Below are 13557 nucleotides of genomic sequence, written 5' to 3' on the forward strand. Positions count from 1 at the left end.
CCAAGATTTAGTTGAATAATAGTAAAGAGGAAATAGTGACATGGGTAAGTCAAGACGTAAAGAAGCTGAACTCGCAAGAAAAAAAGCAAGAGAAAGAAAATATGCTCATGTAGATGATAGCTCGGATATAGCTATCCGCCAGCAAGCAATGGAGAAATATGAAGCGGAGAAAAAACACGAATCAAAAAACAATAAATTATTCCCAAACGAGAATGTGAGAAGAGGAGCTATCCAAAAGGAAGAGTATGAAGCGATAGAAGCCCTAAAAAGACAGGAGTTAAATCAACAAGAACAAAGGCAACGCCAAGAAATTGAAAGGGAAGAGTATGAAGCGATAGAAGCCCTAAGAAGACAGGAGTTAAATCAACAAGAACAAAGGCAACGCGAAGAAATTGAAAGGGAATATGAGGAGGGGATAGAAGCCCTAAAAAGACAGGAGTTAAATCAACAAGAACAAAGGCAACGCGAAGAAATTGAAAGGGAATATGAGGAGGGGATAGAAGCCCTAAGAAGACAGGAGTTAAATCAACAAGAACAAAGGCAACGCGAAGAAATTGAAAGGGAATATGAGGAGGGGATAGAAGCCCTAAGAAGACAGGAGTTAAATCAACAAGAACAAAGGCAACGCGAAGAAATTGAAAGAGAATATGAGGAGGGGATAGAAGCTTTTAAAATACAGCAAACTCAAGAGCGCAATAGGAAAAAGATAACCCAATTAATTGAAAAGGAAATTGATACGTTGGTGAACAATCAGAGGGATAACTTACAAGTTGATCAAATAAAGGGGTATAATGTAATGAAAGATTTCGACCAACTTGCAAACCAGGATAAGCAATATTTTCTTGAAAAGGTTTCTAGTGACGTTATAGGATATCTAAACAAAGAGAATGCACTGGATGACAATTTGCAGGAGGAGAAATTATATGAGCCCATCAACGAAAGAATAGGAATTATAAAAAAAAATGCCTGGAAAATAGGGCTTGTTAGATTACGACAAAAAGGCACAAGAGATTCCAAAACCGGAAACAGCCCCGGATTTCTACTAGGGGCCAACCTAGGGAAAAACAAGCAACAATTTCCTAAAAACCAACATGATGCCAAGAAAGTAAGGAATGAAAATGGGCTCTATATTCCAGATAACAATGAGATATCAAACAAAACAGCCGCTGCCGTAAGAGGCCATCAAATTGCGGACGATTTTGGGGGTGCAGCACACCACATTAATGCAGTATCAAACACATATTGGCAAGAAGAAAAACAAACGGCTATCGAGAAAGCAATCAAACAATCTATCGCCAATAATATAATAGATCCTTCCAAAGTCGTCATCAAACACACAGCATACGCCTACCCCGGAACCACAACGGACAGTATTCAGGCGGCAAAATATATAAGTTATAAGGTGTTGATAAAAAACGGGGACAAAGTGGACACCGTGATTCGAGAGGTGATCGATGATCGCACCTACGAAGGGCAGAAGGAAGAGACAAGTCGAAAAGAGATCAATAATTATCAGGATCAAATGGAGAAAAAGCTCAAGGAATATAGGGATCACGAGAAAAGACTCTCGGCCAAAAACGAAACAACAGGCCAACCCCAAAAGCTCACCATTTCAGCTTCAAAAGGATCGTCAAACCAGGCATTCAGCCGAACGGTACCTAGGCAAACGCCCCCCGCACCAAAAGCAGTCTCAACATAACATTAATTAGAGCGATCATTTTGATCGCTCTAGGTTGGGTGAAACGTTTTCCAACTGTTGACCGAAATCTATCTTGCCAAACCCAAAGTGGAACCTAACCTACTTTTCTATCATAAACAAAAGTAAAAGAGTAAAAGGAGGAAATATGAAGAAACAATCGCGTCAAATTCTATTACGAAAAGCCGATGATAACATGGCCGAACTGTTGCAAGGTGAAGCACGGGTAAAAAGCAATCTGAACACAAAAGAAGGTGGAGAGTCCCAAGTTGAAAAAACAGGTACAGGTAAGGAAAAGGGCGTGTTAGGGGATATGCCGGATACTGTTTCGTTCAAGGACTTAAACCAAGAAGCGCAGCCGCAGACGATGACCAAAATAGTCGTTCAGCTTAACAAAGATGAGAAAGACATGAGGGAAAATTTAGAAAAAAATTTGCGGGCAAAGCCGCAAGCCATGCTCACAAAGAGAGAAGAGCTTGTGCAGAAAATGCAAATAAAAGAAAACTTCAATGCGTTTAAAGAAGATGCACAAAGTTACGATCAGATGAGAAACTTTATCAAAACAGCTAAATCCTTGGATCAATTAAACGAGAAAAGCGTGAAATCTAAAGGGTATAAAGGAATTATACATTTTGGGAACAATAAAACGATCAAGAAACCAGGATCATTGGAGCCGGTCGTGGTAGCTGCAAAAGGGCAAGCGAAGTCGGTATATGGAGGTGCCGAACTAAATTGGCAGAACACACAAGCAGAGCTCAAAATCTTAAACAACACAAAGAATGAAATAACCAAAAAGGTGCAATACGCCAGGAAAGTCAATAATGCACAAATTTCGCTCGTGCGCCTAGAGAGGGCATTGGCTAATAACGAAGTAATCTATTTCCATCTTAATATGTTTAATAAAGACATAATCAAGGCGATATTGACCCAAAATGAGAATTACCAAGTCGATAAATTCAATCCGGTGAAAGAATCCGTAACTGCACAGGAGCTGTATCACATCTATAAGCACTGGGATCTTTTTCAAGGAAATGTGGTCTTCTTTCGCAACCTTGAGCCCGTTGTCCCCCCATGGTACATCATGGCAACATTTTGATTTCCGCTCTTCTAGGAAGCGTTAATAACGCACCAAAGCAACTGAGAAGGAAGGCGAGAGAGCATATAAACAGAACAATCTCTCACGTTCTTCTGATTCAATAATAATAAATAAGGAAAAAACTATATATGTCACTCTCAAGTAAAGTCAAAAAAATCCGCAAGAAGAAAAAAGAGGCAAAGAAAGCGAAAAAGACTTCAAAAGCATCTTCTGATTCTTCCAACTCCCAATCACAAGGAAAAATCAATCCGATCACCGGTATGACGACTGAGGCGGAGATTGAGAAATTGAGTGAGGCCCTTGCTGGTGCTTCTAACCTGTCCAAAGATGATGCTGCTTCTTTGTCTTGATGCAGTCGCTCATGGGGGAAACCACGGCAGTCGCTCATGGGGGGAACCCCCAAGACCGCGCTGCCTCCCCAAGACCGCGCTGCATCGCTTTTAAAGCAGGGGCAAGGTCTTAGAGACAAAATGGAAAGTGGTCAGCCCATCTCAAGGTCTGAGATAGCCTCTTTCAAAGACTCTACTGGCGATATGTTTAAAAAATTGGAGGATGTAAAAGGTTTTGAGCAATTAAAAAATCCATTTACCATGACCGAGAGTGAGCTCAATCAACAAGTGTATCAACTCGCTCAGGCGATGGAGAAAGCAGTAAAAGTCCCTTCAGACAATACCCAAAAAATGCTCAAGGATACCTATGCCTTAATTGCTCATTTAACCAATACCAAGGGTGATAGCGATTCTGCCGATAGTGGAACTAAAGATGACTCAGATACCAATGCCTCTGGTGCTGATTATCAAACCTTACTCAATAACTTCAAAGAATCTTATAGCCAGCATTATGATGCCTTAGAGTCCAGCGAAGCCGGTAAACCCATTGGTGGTCATTTGTTTAATATGACCAAAGATGAACTGGATGCTGAGATTAAGGATATCAATCAAAAAATAGCAGACGCGAGACAACTTCCACCAGAGCAAATTCATGAGTTTGTTCGTGATGCCTATGCCCTAAGAGAAAAGCTATTTGAATTTTCTAAATCCGCAGAAAATGCTTCTAGTACCGATAGCTCTACTACAGAGGATAAAGAAGAGAATGCTACAGCGGAAGAGGCGATAGATCAAGAGGTAAGGGATAAAAATTCACCAGATGATCAAGTTGCGAAAAATGAGGTTAATCGAGAGATAGGTGAATTCAACCAAAAACACGCTGGTACGATGGAGGAGATAGTGCGGGCGTCACTCTTGTAGGGTGCGTTCGATTACACAAGATCTATCAAGACATTTATTGACCGAATATTACAGAACGCACCACCCCACCCAATAGATCTTGTAGCATTTTGAGAAACTAGGGATTAAGCTGCTATTTCTACAAATCCGACTTGGGTTTGAGGTTGAGGGATTTTTTCTCCTTTTTCGACCAAAACTTCCAGATAAAGTGCGATCGCCTCTTTAACATTTTCTTGGACTTCTTCCAAAGTGTCACCAATACTAACACAACCGGGTAAATCTGGCACAATTGCCCCCCAGTTAGTATCGCCTTTTTCATAAATTACTGCATATTTTTTCATCGTTCATCTCCTAACTGTGCTTGTTTCCAAATTGCACCTAATGTTCCGATGGGTATATCATCACTTAGCTTACCTGGAACTACTACAATACCTGGCTTTTGAGGATGAGCTAAAATTCTATGACTTCCCCGCATTCTTACTTGATACCATCCATCTTTTTTTAATCGCTTAAGTACCTCTTTAACTTTCATTCAGACAGTTTTTTATAATTTTCATCGGATTATATATAGTTGAAATTGTTAGATAATCAACCTATTTTAAATAATTAATCGGAGTTTATTTTCTAGTTTTAAAAAGTATCTCCAGATTCTGGCTTCGTCATTTGGCTTTGACGAAATAAACGAAGGATTTGTAATAATTGTGGAATCTGTTCGTCGGGATTTTTTTCAAATTCTAATAATATATCGTCACGCAAATCAGTAAGCGCACGTGTTAGTTCAGAACTCGAATGATTCATGATTCATCTCCTCAAGATCGAGAGTATTAATTTGTTCAGGCTTGACAATTGGTTGCACTTTTATTATATTATAGTGCGTACGCGATCTTGTCGGGTGGGTTGAGGAAATGCTAAAGTAACGCCCCCCACACTTTGCTAGAATAAAGCGCAGAAGCAAAGGTTGGGAGGAAAGTAGCTCGATGACAATTGTTGTTACCCTTAGCTCAGAATTAGAAGCACTACTGCGTGAATATGCTGCTCAGCGAGGTCAAGATGTTAGCTTGGTTGCGTCCGAATTGCTGGCTAGTGTCTTAGAGTCGGAGGTGGAAGATTCACAGGAGGCTATAAAGGGCATTCAAAAAGGACTGAATGATTTCCAGGCAGGTCGATTTCGGTCTTTCGCTGAGTTTGCCCAAGAGCAGCGTCGCCAGTATAACCTGCCAGTCGATTCATGAAATACCCTATTGAAATTTCCAGTGTGGCCGAGGCGGAAGCCGACAGCGCCTTCCTACGTTTATCCCAAGTCACATCTACCACCCAGGCAAGCCAATGGTATGCTGGATTGCTACAAGCAATCGAATCTCTATCGCAATTTCCAAAACGTTGTCCTCTAGCAAGAGAGAATAAGTATTTCAGTCAAGAAATACGACAATTACTCTACGGTCGGGGACGTAATTCATATCGAATTCTTTTTACCATTTTGGAAGAGCAAGAACGAGCGACCGTTCGCATTCTACACATCCGGCACGCATCACAGCAAACCTTAGGTGAAGAACTAGGCTGATGCCAATATGGTCGTAGCGATCGTCGCTTTTGTAGGTTGGGTTGAAGAATGAAACCCAACATAATTCCCCTCAACACAACGTCTTCTCCTCAAGAGCGAGGTTTTCTCTCTTGCAAAGAGAAACTAAAATTTAATTGGTGTGGCGGTCTGATGTTGTTGGGTTTCCGTTCCTATACCCAACCTACGATTGAATTGAGGTGGTGAGTGCGTACGCTTATCCTCTGTTGCGGATAACATACATTGAGCCATGCGATCGTGCTATACTAAGTAAAAAAATATAATCAAAAAAACGTAATTAATCATGACAGCAAATAGCACTATAGAAAATAGACTCATAGAAAAGCTTAAAAAACTCTCCCTTGAACAAATCCAACAAGTAGAAAATTTGATTGATGCCCTTAGTCAAGATAATACAGAGCGAAAATTAACTGTTGTATCGACTAAACTTTCTGAATCTGTCTTTGCTAAAATTTGGGATAATCCTGAAGATGCCGAGTATGACAACCTATAATTTTGGGGATATTATTCTCGTCCCTTTTCCCTTTACTGACCAAACTACTATCAAAAAAAGACCAACCGTTATCATAAGCTCAAACACTTATAGCAATTCTACGACTTGTGAGGTACAAATTTCTGAGGTGCGACCCGTGGCGAATTTAATTCGCCTACGGAAAGCGCACCTAAGTTTTTAGGGAGCAGGGAGCAGGGAGCAGGGAGCAGGGAGCAGGGAGCAGCGGATATGGGAAAAGGTAAGAGGGAAGAGGTAAAAAATAATGTGTACCTCATAGCTAAGAGAAACGCTATATAATTTCAGGTTAAGGAGAAGGTTCAATTGGCACAAAATTAATTTCTACCTTATATCCAACAGCCTGAGCATAGTCTTCGATCGTCGAGAGCTTGGGAGAATAAGATGAATTAACATTCTCTAAACGGGAAATATTGCTCTTTTGTGTATTTAGAATTTTTGCCAACTCTTCTTGAGTTAAACCGGCTTTTTTCCTTAGGTCAATAAGTTTCTTTCTAAGATCGTAAGCTACGGCCAGAGCTTCATACTCTTTTTTAACTTCACTATTAACTAGAGCTTTTTCTTTAAACTTGGCAAAGGTTGGACGGCTCACTTTTTTATCTCCTTCATCCGTTTTTTGGCCAGATATAATTCTTTTTTTGGTGTTTTTTGCGACTTTTTAATAAAGGAATGCAGAATAATTACTTCTCTTCCTTTGATCATACAGTAAAGAGAGCGACCAATACCTTCTTTACCTTTTGATCTTATTTCAAAAAGTCCGCCACCCATTGAAGCTGTGTATGGTTTACCCAGCATCGGACCAAACTCTTCAACCATCTCAGCGATGTGTAGAAAATTAGCGAGGATGCCTGGTGGAAAGTTCAATGTTTCTTGTTCTACTTTCTCGTTGTAGAAAGTAATTTGCCAGTTCATAGTTACAGGTTATCATATTTGATAACTTTTGGGTGATGTCCTAAGATAATGTGCGTACGCCATTCACCATATGATCGAGTTGCGAAAAATGAGGTATATCGAGAAATAGGTGAATTTAACCAAAAACATGCTGGCACGATGGAGGAGATAGTGCGATCGTAGTTCTTGTAGGGTGGGTTATCAACAGCCCTTAGCACCAACCAACCACCAATCAAAGCGATCGCCTTCTGCAACTTCCAGCGGGTCGGCGCTGATGGCAAGTGTGGGAACTGTGGAACCCGCGCGGGAGGTGTAGTGCGATCGCGTTATATAGCAGTCGCCAGGGCAGTTAGGACATGACAAAAGTCTCACACCCTTTGTAAGCGCAAGAGTTTGACTTCTGACTTCGTTCCTTCTGACTTCTGACTTCTGCTATACTAAGAGCATCCGTTAGGATCGGAAGGTAAATTAACAGACAATGCAGACCTTACCTTAAAGATGGCATCCTACTCCCTTAACTTGCCGCTTCAACTTCAGCAAGAAGTAGAACAATGTGCTTTGCGTCAAGGCATTCCCCTCAACGACTTTATTTTATGGGCAGTGGCTGAAAAAGTTGCCGAAATCAAGCATCAATTCCATGACCCAAGCTTTCCCCACATTACTTATCGTCAAGGAGCCAGTGGTCACCCCGTCTCAGTCATTCGTGGGACAGGGATTCGAGTCCAGACAATTGCGATCGCCACCCACCAATGGGGAATGTCTCCCAACCAGCTGGCCGAGGAATATGGGTTAACTGAAACTCAAATTAATGACGCACTAGGGTTTTACACCGCACATCAAACCGAAATTGACAGCGCGATCGTAGCTGAACAAGAGAGCGAAGTAGCCAATGTCTAAACTTCGGCAACACCAAAGATGCGGACACGTCTATCAAAGCCTTACAATCAGCCCTAACCGTTCGTGGTCATGATGTTACTCGGACTCCCAATGAATGGATAGCCAAAGATGCAAGTGATGAAACCCAACTTTTGAAGGCAACGGCTCAAGGGCGATGTATTTTTACATTCAACATCAAAGATTTCTCCGCTTTAGCCATACAATACCCAGAACATCATGGCATTATTCTGGCGGCTCAAAGCAGATGGAACTTATCCGACCTTATTAAGGCACTCGAGCGTTTTCTTTTAGAGACTCAATCAGAAGATTGCTTAGGGCAAGTTCGTTGGTTGAATCAATATCGCCCTATTAGCCGTGATGATTAATGGTGAGTACATGAAGGGGAATATATCTGGTTAATCACATCTGGTCAAAGCATGAAAAGGGAGAGAGAAATTTATGACCAATATTTCTAGTGAAGAAATTGAACAAAAAATTGAAGCAGGAGAAGACGTTATAGACCGCTATTTTGACTCTACAACCACAAGAGTCGGAACACGCCGTCAGATGACTTCACGAAGAAGACAGGATATAGAAACCACAAAGGTGGAAATTCCTAGCCCTATGCTTACCGAACTCGATAAAATGGCAAAAGAACTCAACATTAGCAGATCTGCTGTGATTAAAATGATGCTAAGACGCGCCCTTGACGAACATTATCTTGCATTGAAGCAGATGAAATCAGAAATTTAGTGCGTAGGCTCTTGTAGTACGATAGTGTTTGGAAGGCGCGAGCTATAGCTTTTCGCCTCATTTTGGTTATGCACAAAATATAAATTATCCACCGATTACTCTTTGTTGGGTCTTTCAACTATAGAATAGACAGCCAAAAAAATATCTAGAGAAAAACAACAATGAAATCCTTAAAGGACTATAAAATTATTTTACGTCCCGATGACAATGGAACTTTTGTCGCCTATATTCCAGCCATTAAAGGATGTCATGCCTGGGGAGAAACTCCTGAAGCAGCCCTATCCGAATTAAATCCTGTTTTTGAGATGATTCAAGAAGAATACCTCGAAGAAGGCAAAAATTTACCTGATGATGTCGAGGTAACTGTTTCTCATGCCAGCTAAAGCTAAAACCTTAGAAAAAGTTGCTAAACAATTAGGCTTTCATAAAGTTCGTCAAAAAGGAACTCATGCCCGTTGGAAGCATCCGGATGGACGGTCAACCACTATTCCTGTTCATGGTAATGCTGAGATGGGAGGTTGGTTATTTCGAGAAATACTCAAGCAGTTAGGAATTAGTGATCAGGAATTTTATCAACTCAAATAAGTGCGATCGCCCGTAGATTTTATTGACAAATAAAATAGGTAAATTTCGGTTACCTTTATAGTGTATAAAACTCTGACTATCTCAAAATGAAAGCAATTACGAGCAATCAAGCAAAACACCAATTAGATGAACTTATTGATCGGGTCATTCTTGACGTAGAACCGACTATATTATGTAATGATCAAGGAAAACAAGCTGTTTTAATGTCTTTAGATGAATTTAACTCTTGGCGAGAAACACTATATTTATTATCCCACCCTGCCAATGCCGAACATCTATTAGAATCTATTGGACAAGCTAAATCAGGAAAAAAATCAATTAAACAATTAATTGATGAATGAAAATCACTTTTACCGAAGCATCATGGTCTGACTATATTTGGCTACAAGAGAATGATAAAAGGCTATTAAAAAGAGTTAATTTACTGGTTTACGAGGACCTCAATTCATCAGGTTGACTCAAAGGGGGGATAATGTTGAGGCACGAAACCCAACAATCACGGGCTTTTGCTTACCTAACTGACGCTGCACTGGACGGACTGGCGATCGCTTAGTTCGTAACCGTTAGATACCTGCCGCCAGTGAGCTTGAACGTTAGAGTGCCTCACCTCGATTAACTCATAAATTTCTGGAGGATGGGGCTGGCGCACCACGCAGCATCCCTTCTGTACTCAAATCCTCGTCTATGTCGCTCCAGTGGATACCATAACCACCACCGCAAACTTCCCAATTTGAACGTTGATCGGGTGTGGCGTTAAGTAGCCTTGGGTACCAAACTAGAGGTACGGTAATTTTCCGCCCATCCATTAAATCAACACTAATGGTTTCTTCAGTAAAGTAGACATTCTTAACTCTCTCATCCGCTCGAATTGCCAAAATACCCATACCAAGCCTCTAATAGATTTTTCTGATTTTCCTGGACTATCCCTTGCAATTTCCGAAGTTCCTTAGCACTGAAACCAACATTGCTAGCTAGACTGACTGGTTCCAGCCAGAATTTAGCAGATGAAGCATCACGGTCAATATGGATGTGCGGCGGTTCATTCGGCTCATGACTATAAAAGTAGAAACGATAAGGACCGTACCGTAAAATTGTTGGCATAATGGAATAATTCTAACACTATGCTGGTTACCATGTCTTGAACTTTGGCTTGCAGCACGATCAAGTCGTCTGGTAGTGCGTTCGCGTAGCGTGACCTACGGTCAATCGCTTTTAGCGGAAGCTGAGGCCTTTCGGCCACGCTTTGCGAACGCTTCATCGCGTAGCGTGGCCTACGGCCAATCGCTCTTGTAGGGTGCGTTCGATTACACAAGAGCTATCAAGACATTTATTGACAAAATATCACAGAACGCACCATCCCTTACTGGGCTTCATTCAAAGTTAAATTTTCATTTTTAACTTTGAATTAATCCCTGAATCTTGCTAATAATTACTCACGGGATAGCTGAGATAACTGTAAAATTAAAGCGGAAAATTCTTGATTAGATAAGGACAGCATTGGTTCAATAATACCTCTAAGTTGGTCATCAATAGAATTAAACCGAACTCTCAACAAGTTTTCGATAATCGCAGTGCGCTCCATCCTCAGACCCTGCTGCATACCTTGTTGTATACCCTGCTCTATACCTGACTGAGTAGCAGCTTCTAATTTTTCTAATAAAAGTGGTGATAACCGCATAATTAACTCCCTGTCTTGCTGTTCTAATTCTGTACTTACTTCCAAGTTACTACGCAGAGAAGATAACAACAATAAAGTATTTTCCCGAAATTGATTTGTTTCTGGCAGTGCTTCTAATTCATCAATGGCCTGTTGTTGGACCCTGCCTCTGCCTAACATTCTCAACCATAGTGTGTCTAAGGTCTTTGGTAATTTATGTATTACGACTAATCCAGTCCTTAGGAAAGAGGGTAACAAATAAATCCCCTCACCCCAATGGTCCGGATCACTCTTAGCACCAAAGCCTTCTAATATTGCAGATGATGCTGTCGGGGTCAAAATCCATAATTTTGGGTAATTCTCTTCATTGAGGCGAGTATTCTCTCGATTCCCTTGACGAATAAAATCTGTGTGTACCTCTAATAATTTCAGGAGGCAAGTCCGAATTTCGTTAATAGTAACCGGATTTCTAAAGGGTTCAAACAAACAAGGCGTTGTAGCTAATTTCCCTAATAATCCTAAGGCTTCTGGGGAAGTTTGTGCTTGATTGGCCGGGGCAAAAAATACATCGAATTGTCGGATTTCGCTGCGGATTTCTAGGGGAGCCTGACATTCTCCAAATTGTGATAACAATTCTTCTAAATAATCTTTGGCAAATTGGTCGTGGATAAATCGGGTCATTAGATAAATATGTAGGGTGGGCACTTGTGCGATCATCTGTGATAAAATCTTAGATTTACAAACACAAGTGCCCACCATTATAGGTTTGAATTGGTAAGCATTGTTGTTGGCCAATATCGGTCGATCGCGATCAATATTTCCATCAATGCTCAATCTGAAACCTACTCATTAGGTGGATGCGGTGCCTACTTCAATCCAAATTGCTCTTGCTTCAACCAGATTCTCATTGTTCAAGCGCAGCGCTTGAATAATGAGGTACACAAGATTTTTTCCCTCTTGCCTCTTGCCTCTTGCCTCTTGCCTCTTCTCTGTTCCCTGTTCCCAGATCCGCTGTTCCCTAAAACCCAAAAACTTGTACCTCACCTAATTGAAAAACGCTATACTGTTGCTCGGCCCACTGGTGTTATTCCAGCAATATGAGTTCCACCATTGTTCCAAATGAAATGGTCGTTCCCAAAATTGATTTCGTGGATTATAGAGTGCAACATACTGCCCTGTCTGTGGATCAACTGCGTAGATTTTGCTCCCTTTGAATTCATTACAGCGATAACAGGAAGCAGCTAAATTTTCTCGATTGTCTGTTCCACGTTGTGAGCGAGGCCAGATGTGCTCCATGACTAGTGGTGTACCAGTCAACTGGGAAGAGGTTTTACAATATTCACAGCGAAAATTGGCTTCTTGAATTACGCGCCGTCGTAATTCAACAGATATGGTCATAGAATCACAGGTAAATCAATAAGTGCAGGAATCCGATGCCCTTTCCAACGTAGAACAGACCAGGCATAAGCTTTCCGCAGCATGAGACGATCGGCTGCTTGTCGCAACTCGGCGAGTTCGAGCCGTTCCTCCGGTGTCAGTTTCTCATCCTGATGTTTGTCTAGCAACTCAACACAGCGATGATGCTGATCAGGGTCTATTTCTGCTTGAGCAATGGTGAGTAGCTGTTCAGTATCTAGTATCTGAAGCTGTAATAACTCTGCTTGCATTTCATTTGGTGCATTATCAACCGAAGGTGGCAAATTGCTAACTACACAATGCAGCTGCAAGTGTCTCTACACTTTGCTGCGTAGCTTTGGCAATTCGTGCCAGTTGGTGGAAGATGGGACGGCAGCAGATCGATCGTGATTTGTTGAGTTGTCATGTTCAATGGCTACTGGCTAGATACTGCGGTTATTGTAGCGAGTTTTTTCATCGTGCATCAAACACTTCAGGAAGCTAGGTGTGATCGCTGATGTAGGTTGGGTTGAAGAATGAAACCCAACATAATTCCCCTCAACACAACGTCTTCTCCTCCAGAGCCGGGTATCTGCTCTAACAAAATAGAACCTACAATTTAATTGGTGTGGCGGTCTGATGTTGTTGGGTTTCCGTTCCTATACCCAACCTACGATTGAATTGAGGTGGTGAGTGCGATCGCATCATCGATGGCGTACGGGTGGGGATTGCGTACACTGATGGGGATTGGTTAAAATTAAGAGGTTACTTATTGTCGGTGAGTAAAACCGTTTGCGCGTCTGACAAAGAAAAGAAAATAATTTCTCTTGGTGCGCATTCACGCTTGTCGGGAAACCCGACCGGGGTCGCACCGCTGAGAGTATCGGAGGGCGAAAATAGGGTTTCCATGATGAAAATTACATATACATATTGGAAAGAAGCGGATGGGATGTTCTTGGGCTATTTGAATGAATTTCCAGATCATTGGACACAAGGGGTTGATCTAGAAGAATTAAAAAATAATTTAGCTGTACTCTATAGAACATTTACTAGTGAAGAAATTCCCGGAATTAAGAGAGTCGCAGAACTTGAGGTTGCATGAAAAGACGCGATTTAATTGCCTACTTATAAAAATCCGGTTGCTATTTGATTCGACATGGTGGGAAACACGATATTTACCATAACCCAAATAATGGACAAACGGAACCAATTCCAAGGCATCGAGAAATTAATGAGCGATTGGCTAAAAAGATTATCAAAAGCAAAACTCCAAGAAAATTAAATGCGAATAAAAT

At 41.3% G+C, this 13557-nt stretch carries 28 protein-coding genes and 2 pseudogenes; 17 read left to right on the top strand and 13 right to left on the bottom strand.

All coding sequences use genetic code 11. The annotated features are described in order from the left end of the window. Positions 1 to 40: 40 nt before the first annotated feature. The 4 genes from LYNGBM3L_RS34365 (at position 41) to LYNGBM3L_RS28775 (ending at position 4039) form a co-directional block, all read left to right on the top strand. A complete protein-coding gene (locus LYNGBM3L_RS34365) occupies positions 41 to 1699 on the top strand; it encodes an EF-hand domain-containing protein (protein ID WP_008189725.1) in 1659 nt (552 codons plus the stop codon). Positions 1700 to 1844: 145 nt separating this feature from the next. Then, positions 1845 to 2792: a hypothetical protein gene (locus LYNGBM3L_RS28765; RefSeq protein WP_008189727.1), complete on the top strand. Its 948-nt coding sequence runs from the start codon at positions 1845 to 1847 to the stop codon at positions 2790 to 2792. A gap of 128 nt (positions 2793 to 2920) precedes the next feature. Further along, the gene (locus LYNGBM3L_RS28770) at positions 2921 to 3142 is read left to right on the top strand and encodes a hypothetical protein (protein ID WP_008189729.1); all 222 of its coding nucleotides are present in this window, start codon (positions 2921 to 2923) and stop codon (positions 3140 to 3142) included. A 120-nt stretch (positions 3143 to 3262) separates the two neighbouring features. After that, positions 3263 to 4039, top strand: coding sequence for a hypothetical protein (locus tag LYNGBM3L_RS28775; RefSeq protein WP_071986961.1), 777 nt, complete (start codon positions 3263 to 3265; stop codon positions 4037 to 4039). Between the two features lie 104 nt (positions 4040 to 4143). On the opposite strand, the gene LYNGBM3L_RS28780 is transcribed toward LYNGBM3L_RS28775, so the two are convergent. The 3 genes from LYNGBM3L_RS28780 to LYNGBM3L_RS44515 form a co-directional block, all read right to left on the bottom strand. Then, a complete protein-coding gene (locus LYNGBM3L_RS28780; RefSeq protein ID WP_008189734.1) occupies positions 4144 to 4359 on the bottom strand; it encodes a type II toxin-antitoxin system HicB family antitoxin in 216 nt (71 codons plus the stop codon). After that, a complete protein-coding gene (locus LYNGBM3L_RS28785) occupies positions 4356 to 4550 on the bottom strand; it encodes a type II toxin-antitoxin system HicA family toxin (RefSeq protein ID WP_008189736.1) in 195 nt (64 codons plus the stop codon). Before LYNGBM3L_RS28785 ends, LYNGBM3L_RS28780 begins: the two co-directional genes overlap by 4 nt. A gap of 98 nt (positions 4551 to 4648) precedes the next feature. Further along, positions 4649 to 4816 carry a hypothetical protein gene (locus LYNGBM3L_RS44515; RefSeq protein ID WP_008189738.1) on the bottom strand — a complete coding sequence of 56 codons (168 nt, stop codon included), beginning with the start codon at positions 4814 to 4816 and terminating at the stop codon, positions 4649 to 4651. A 179-nt stretch (positions 4817 to 4995) separates the two neighbouring features. Between LYNGBM3L_RS44515 and LYNGBM3L_RS28790 the strand changes: the two genes are divergently transcribed. The 4 genes from LYNGBM3L_RS28790 (at position 4996) to LYNGBM3L_RS28800 (ending at position 6090) form a co-directional block, all read left to right on the top strand. After that, on the top strand, positions 4996 to 5250 hold the full coding sequence (locus LYNGBM3L_RS28790) for a hypothetical protein (RefSeq protein WP_008189740.1): 255 nt from the start codon (positions 4996 to 4998) through the stop codon (positions 5248 to 5250). Continuing rightward, positions 5247 to 5579 carry a type II toxin-antitoxin system RelE/ParE family toxin gene (locus tag LYNGBM3L_RS28795; RefSeq protein WP_008189742.1) on the top strand — a complete coding sequence of 111 codons (333 nt, stop codon included), beginning with the start codon at positions 5247 to 5249 and terminating at the stop codon, positions 5577 to 5579. The genes LYNGBM3L_RS28790 and LYNGBM3L_RS28795 overlap by 4 nt, the downstream gene beginning before the upstream one ends. A 48-nt stretch (positions 5580 to 5627) precedes the next feature. Next, on the top strand, positions 5628 to 5783 hold the full coding sequence (locus tag LYNGBM3L_RS44520) for a hypothetical protein (RefSeq protein ID WP_154659948.1): 156 nt from the start codon (positions 5628 to 5630) through the stop codon (positions 5781 to 5783). 97 nt (positions 5784 to 5880) lie between these two features. Next, positions 5881 to 6090, top strand: a complete 210-nt coding sequence (locus LYNGBM3L_RS28800; protein ID WP_008189744.1) for a hypothetical protein — start codon at positions 5881 to 5883, stop codon at positions 6088 to 6090. 98 nt (positions 6091 to 6188) lie between these two features. Here the strand turns inward: LYNGBM3L_RS28800 and LYNGBM3L_RS46190 are convergent, their stop codons facing one another. The 4 genes from LYNGBM3L_RS46190 to LYNGBM3L_RS44530 all read right to left on the bottom strand — a co-directional run bounded on the left by LYNGBM3L_RS46190 (position 6189) and on the right by LYNGBM3L_RS44530 (position 7359). Further along, on the bottom strand, positions 6189 to 6365 hold the full coding sequence (locus LYNGBM3L_RS46190) for a hypothetical protein (RefSeq protein ID WP_154659949.1): 177 nt from the start codon (positions 6363 to 6365) through the stop codon (positions 6189 to 6191). Positions 6366 to 6394: 29 nt separating this feature from the next. After that, positions 6395 to 6697, bottom strand: coding sequence for a helix-turn-helix transcriptional regulator (locus tag LYNGBM3L_RS28805; RefSeq protein ID WP_008189746.1), 303 nt, complete (start codon positions 6695 to 6697; stop codon positions 6395 to 6397). Continuing rightward, positions 6694 to 7017, bottom strand: coding sequence for a type II toxin-antitoxin system RelE/ParE family toxin (locus LYNGBM3L_RS28810; protein WP_008189748.1), 324 nt, complete (start codon positions 7015 to 7017; stop codon positions 6694 to 6696). Before LYNGBM3L_RS28810 ends, LYNGBM3L_RS28805 begins: the two co-directional genes overlap by 4 nt. 180 nt (positions 7018 to 7197) lie before the next feature. Beyond that, positions 7198 to 7359, bottom strand: coding sequence for a hypothetical protein (locus tag LYNGBM3L_RS44530; protein ID WP_154659950.1), 162 nt, complete (start codon positions 7357 to 7359; stop codon positions 7198 to 7200). Positions 7360 to 7494: 135 nt separating this feature from the next. Here LYNGBM3L_RS44530 and LYNGBM3L_RS28815 point away from each other — a divergent pair, with 135 nt between their 5' ends. The 7 genes and pseudogenes from LYNGBM3L_RS28815 to LYNGBM3L_RS50670 form a co-directional block, all read left to right on the top strand. After that, the gene (locus LYNGBM3L_RS28815; RefSeq protein ID WP_008189750.1) at positions 7495 to 7893 is read left to right on the top strand and encodes a DUF433 domain-containing protein; all 399 of its coding nucleotides are present in this window, start codon (positions 7495 to 7497) and stop codon (positions 7891 to 7893) included. 98 nt (positions 7894 to 7991) lie between these two features. Beyond that, positions 7992 to 8258 carry a DUF5615 family PIN-like protein gene (locus tag LYNGBM3L_RS50000; RefSeq protein ID WP_229415549.1) on the top strand — a complete coding sequence of 89 codons (267 nt, stop codon included), beginning with the start codon at positions 7992 to 7994 and terminating at the stop codon, positions 8256 to 8258. Between the two features lie 73 nt (positions 8259 to 8331). After that, complete coding sequence (brnA, locus tag LYNGBM3L_RS28820; protein ID WP_008189752.1) at positions 8332 to 8625, top strand: type II toxin-antitoxin system BrnA family antitoxin; 294 nt, start codon at positions 8332 to 8334, stop codon at positions 8623 to 8625. 161 nt (positions 8626 to 8786) lie between these two features. Continuing rightward, complete coding sequence (locus tag LYNGBM3L_RS28825) at positions 8787 to 9008, top strand: type II toxin-antitoxin system HicB family antitoxin (RefSeq protein ID WP_008189754.1); 222 nt, start codon at positions 8787 to 8789, stop codon at positions 9006 to 9008. Beyond that, positions 8998 to 9210 (top strand): type II toxin-antitoxin system HicA family toxin, encoded by a 213-nt coding sequence (locus tag LYNGBM3L_RS28830; protein WP_008189756.1) that lies wholly within the window; start codon positions 8998 to 9000, stop codon positions 9208 to 9210. Before LYNGBM3L_RS28825 ends, LYNGBM3L_RS28830 begins: the two co-directional genes overlap by 11 nt. Positions 9211 to 9296: 86 nt before the next feature. Further along, positions 9297 to 9551: a type II toxin-antitoxin system Phd/YefM family antitoxin gene (locus LYNGBM3L_RS28835; RefSeq protein ID WP_008189757.1), complete on the top strand. Its 255-nt coding sequence runs from the start codon at positions 9297 to 9299 to the stop codon at positions 9549 to 9551. After that, positions 9548 to 9640: pseudogene (locus tag LYNGBM3L_RS50670) on the top strand (Txe/YoeB family addiction module toxin); the annotation flags it as partial. The gene LYNGBM3L_RS28835 and the pseudogene LYNGBM3L_RS50670, both read left to right, overlap by 4 nt. A 187-nt stretch (positions 9641 to 9827) precedes the next feature. Here the strand turns inward: LYNGBM3L_RS50670 and LYNGBM3L_RS28845 are convergent. From LYNGBM3L_RS28845 to LYNGBM3L_RS39035, 6 genes are all read right to left on the bottom strand, one after another. Then, positions 9828 to 10094, bottom strand: a complete 267-nt coding sequence (locus tag LYNGBM3L_RS28845) for a DUF2442 domain-containing protein (protein WP_008189761.1) — start codon at positions 10092 to 10094, stop codon at positions 9828 to 9830. Continuing rightward, positions 10066 to 10311, bottom strand: a complete 246-nt coding sequence (locus tag LYNGBM3L_RS28850) for a DUF4160 domain-containing protein (RefSeq protein ID WP_008189763.1) — start codon at positions 10309 to 10311, stop codon at positions 10066 to 10068. Before LYNGBM3L_RS28850 ends, LYNGBM3L_RS28845 begins: the two co-directional genes overlap by 29 nt. A 328-nt stretch (positions 10312 to 10639) precedes the next feature. Beyond that, positions 10640 to 11548: a hypothetical protein gene (locus LYNGBM3L_RS28855; protein WP_044495369.1), complete on the bottom strand. Its 909-nt coding sequence runs from the start codon at positions 11546 to 11548 to the stop codon at positions 10640 to 10642. 168 nt (positions 11549 to 11716) lie between these two features. Beyond that, complete coding sequence (locus LYNGBM3L_RS46195; protein WP_008189766.1) at positions 11717 to 11911, bottom strand: hypothetical protein; 195 nt, start codon at positions 11909 to 11911, stop codon at positions 11717 to 11719. Further along, positions 11912 to 12265 (bottom strand): HNH endonuclease, encoded by a 354-nt coding sequence (locus LYNGBM3L_RS28865; protein WP_008189767.1) that lies wholly within the window; start codon positions 12263 to 12265, stop codon positions 11912 to 11914. After that, entirely contained in the window at positions 12262 to 12534 is a 273-nt protein-coding gene (locus LYNGBM3L_RS39035; RefSeq protein WP_044495371.1) for a hypothetical protein, read from the bottom strand. Before LYNGBM3L_RS39035 ends, LYNGBM3L_RS28865 begins: the two co-directional genes overlap by 4 nt. Positions 12535 to 13172: 638 nt before the next feature. Between LYNGBM3L_RS39035 and LYNGBM3L_RS50675 the strand changes: the two genes are divergently transcribed. Together LYNGBM3L_RS50675 and LYNGBM3L_RS50680 are read left to right on the top strand one after the other, a co-directional pair. Next, positions 13173 to 13364: a hypothetical protein gene (locus tag LYNGBM3L_RS50675; protein WP_044495373.1), complete on the top strand. Its 192-nt coding sequence runs from the start codon at positions 13173 to 13175 to the stop codon at positions 13362 to 13364. After that, positions 13361 to 13531 (top strand): annotated as a pseudogene (locus LYNGBM3L_RS50680) (type II toxin-antitoxin system HicA family toxin); the annotation flags it as partial. The gene LYNGBM3L_RS50675 and the pseudogene LYNGBM3L_RS50680, both read left to right, overlap by 4 nt. Between the last annotated feature and the right edge of the window lie 26 nt (positions 13532 to 13557).

The organism is Moorena producens 3L, assembly GCF_000211815.1.
Classification (GTDB): Bacteria; Cyanobacteriota; Cyanobacteriia; order Cyanobacteriales; family Coleofasciculaceae; genus Moorena; species Moorena producens.

What these genes read in the sequence shown, in the direction of transcription:
- LYNGBM3L_RS34365 (WP_008189725.1), top strand. Translation starts at nt 41, where the DNA reads ATGGGTAAGTCAAGACGTAAAGAAGCTGAACTCGCAAGAAAAAAAGCA.
- LYNGBM3L_RS28765 (WP_008189727.1), top strand. Translation starts at nt 1,845, where the DNA reads ATGAAGAAACAATCGCGTCAAATTCTATTACGAAAAGCCGATGATAAC.
- LYNGBM3L_RS28770 (WP_008189729.1), top strand. Translation starts at nt 2,921, where the DNA reads ATGTCACTCTCAAGTAAAGTCAAAAAAATCCGCAAGAAGAAAAAAGAG.
- LYNGBM3L_RS28775 (WP_071986961.1), top strand. Translation starts at nt 3,263, where the DNA reads ATGGAAAGTGGTCAGCCCATCTCAAGGTCTGAGATAGCCTCTTTCAAA.
- LYNGBM3L_RS28780 (WP_008189734.1), bottom strand. Translation starts at nt 4,359, where the DNA reads ATGAAAAAATATGCAGTAATTTATGAAAAAGGCGATACTAACTGGGGG.
- LYNGBM3L_RS28785 (WP_008189736.1), bottom strand. Translation starts at nt 4,550, where the DNA reads ATGAAAGTTAAAGAGGTACTTAAGCGATTAAAAAAAGATGGATGGTAT.
- LYNGBM3L_RS44515 (WP_008189738.1), bottom strand. Translation starts at nt 4,816, where the DNA reads ATGAATCATTCGAGTTCTGAACTAACACGTGCGCTTACTGATTTGCGT.
- LYNGBM3L_RS28790 (WP_008189740.1), top strand. Translation starts at nt 4,996, where the DNA reads ATGACAATTGTTGTTACCCTTAGCTCAGAATTAGAAGCACTACTGCGT.
- LYNGBM3L_RS28795 (WP_008189742.1), top strand. Translation starts at nt 5,247, where the DNA reads ATGAAATACCCTATTGAAATTTCCAGTGTGGCCGAGGCGGAAGCCGAC.
- LYNGBM3L_RS44520 (WP_154659948.1), top strand. Translation starts at nt 5,628, where the DNA reads ATGAAACCCAACATAATTCCCCTCAACACAACGTCTTCTCCTCAAGAG.
- LYNGBM3L_RS28800 (WP_008189744.1), top strand. Translation starts at nt 5,881, where the DNA reads ATGACAGCAAATAGCACTATAGAAAATAGACTCATAGAAAAGCTTAAA.
- LYNGBM3L_RS46190 (WP_154659949.1), bottom strand. Translation starts at nt 6,365, where the DNA reads ATGAGGTACACATTATTTTTTACCTCTTCCCTCTTACCTTTTCCCATA.
- LYNGBM3L_RS28810 (WP_008189748.1), bottom strand. Translation starts at nt 7,017, where the DNA reads ATGAACTGGCAAATTACTTTCTACAACGAGAAAGTAGAACAAGAAACA.
- LYNGBM3L_RS28815 (WP_008189750.1), top strand. Translation starts at nt 7,495, where the DNA reads ATGGCATCCTACTCCCTTAACTTGCCGCTTCAACTTCAGCAAGAAGTA.
- brnA (WP_008189752.1), top strand. Translation starts at nt 8,332, where the DNA reads ATGACCAATATTTCTAGTGAAGAAATTGAACAAAAAATTGAAGCAGGA.
- LYNGBM3L_RS28825 (WP_008189754.1), top strand. Translation starts at nt 8,787, where the DNA reads ATGAAATCCTTAAAGGACTATAAAATTATTTTACGTCCCGATGACAAT.
- LYNGBM3L_RS28830 (WP_008189756.1), top strand. Translation starts at nt 8,998, where the DNA reads ATGCCAGCTAAAGCTAAAACCTTAGAAAAAGTTGCTAAACAATTAGGC.
- LYNGBM3L_RS28835 (WP_008189757.1), top strand. Translation starts at nt 9,297, where the DNA reads ATGAAAGCAATTACGAGCAATCAAGCAAAACACCAATTAGATGAACTT.
- LYNGBM3L_RS28845 (WP_008189761.1), bottom strand. Translation starts at nt 10,094, where the DNA reads ATGGGTATTTTGGCAATTCGAGCGGATGAGAGAGTTAAGAATGTCTAC.
- LYNGBM3L_RS28850 (WP_008189763.1), bottom strand. Translation starts at nt 10,311, where the DNA reads ATGCCAACAATTTTACGGTACGGTCCTTATCGTTTCTACTTTTATAGT.
- LYNGBM3L_RS28855 (WP_044495369.1), bottom strand. Translation starts at nt 11,548, where the DNA reads ATGACCCGATTTATCCACGACCAATTTGCCAAAGATTATTTAGAAGAA.
- LYNGBM3L_RS28865 (WP_008189767.1), bottom strand. Translation starts at nt 12,265, where the DNA reads ATGACCATATCTGTTGAATTACGACGGCGCGTAATTCAAGAAGCCAAT.
- LYNGBM3L_RS39035 (WP_044495371.1), bottom strand. Translation starts at nt 12,534, where the DNA reads ATGCAAGCAGAGTTATTACAGCTTCAGATACTAGATACTGAACAGCTA.
- LYNGBM3L_RS50675 (WP_044495373.1), top strand. Translation starts at nt 13,173, where the DNA reads ATGAAAATTACATATACATATTGGAAAGAAGCGGATGGGATGTTCTTG.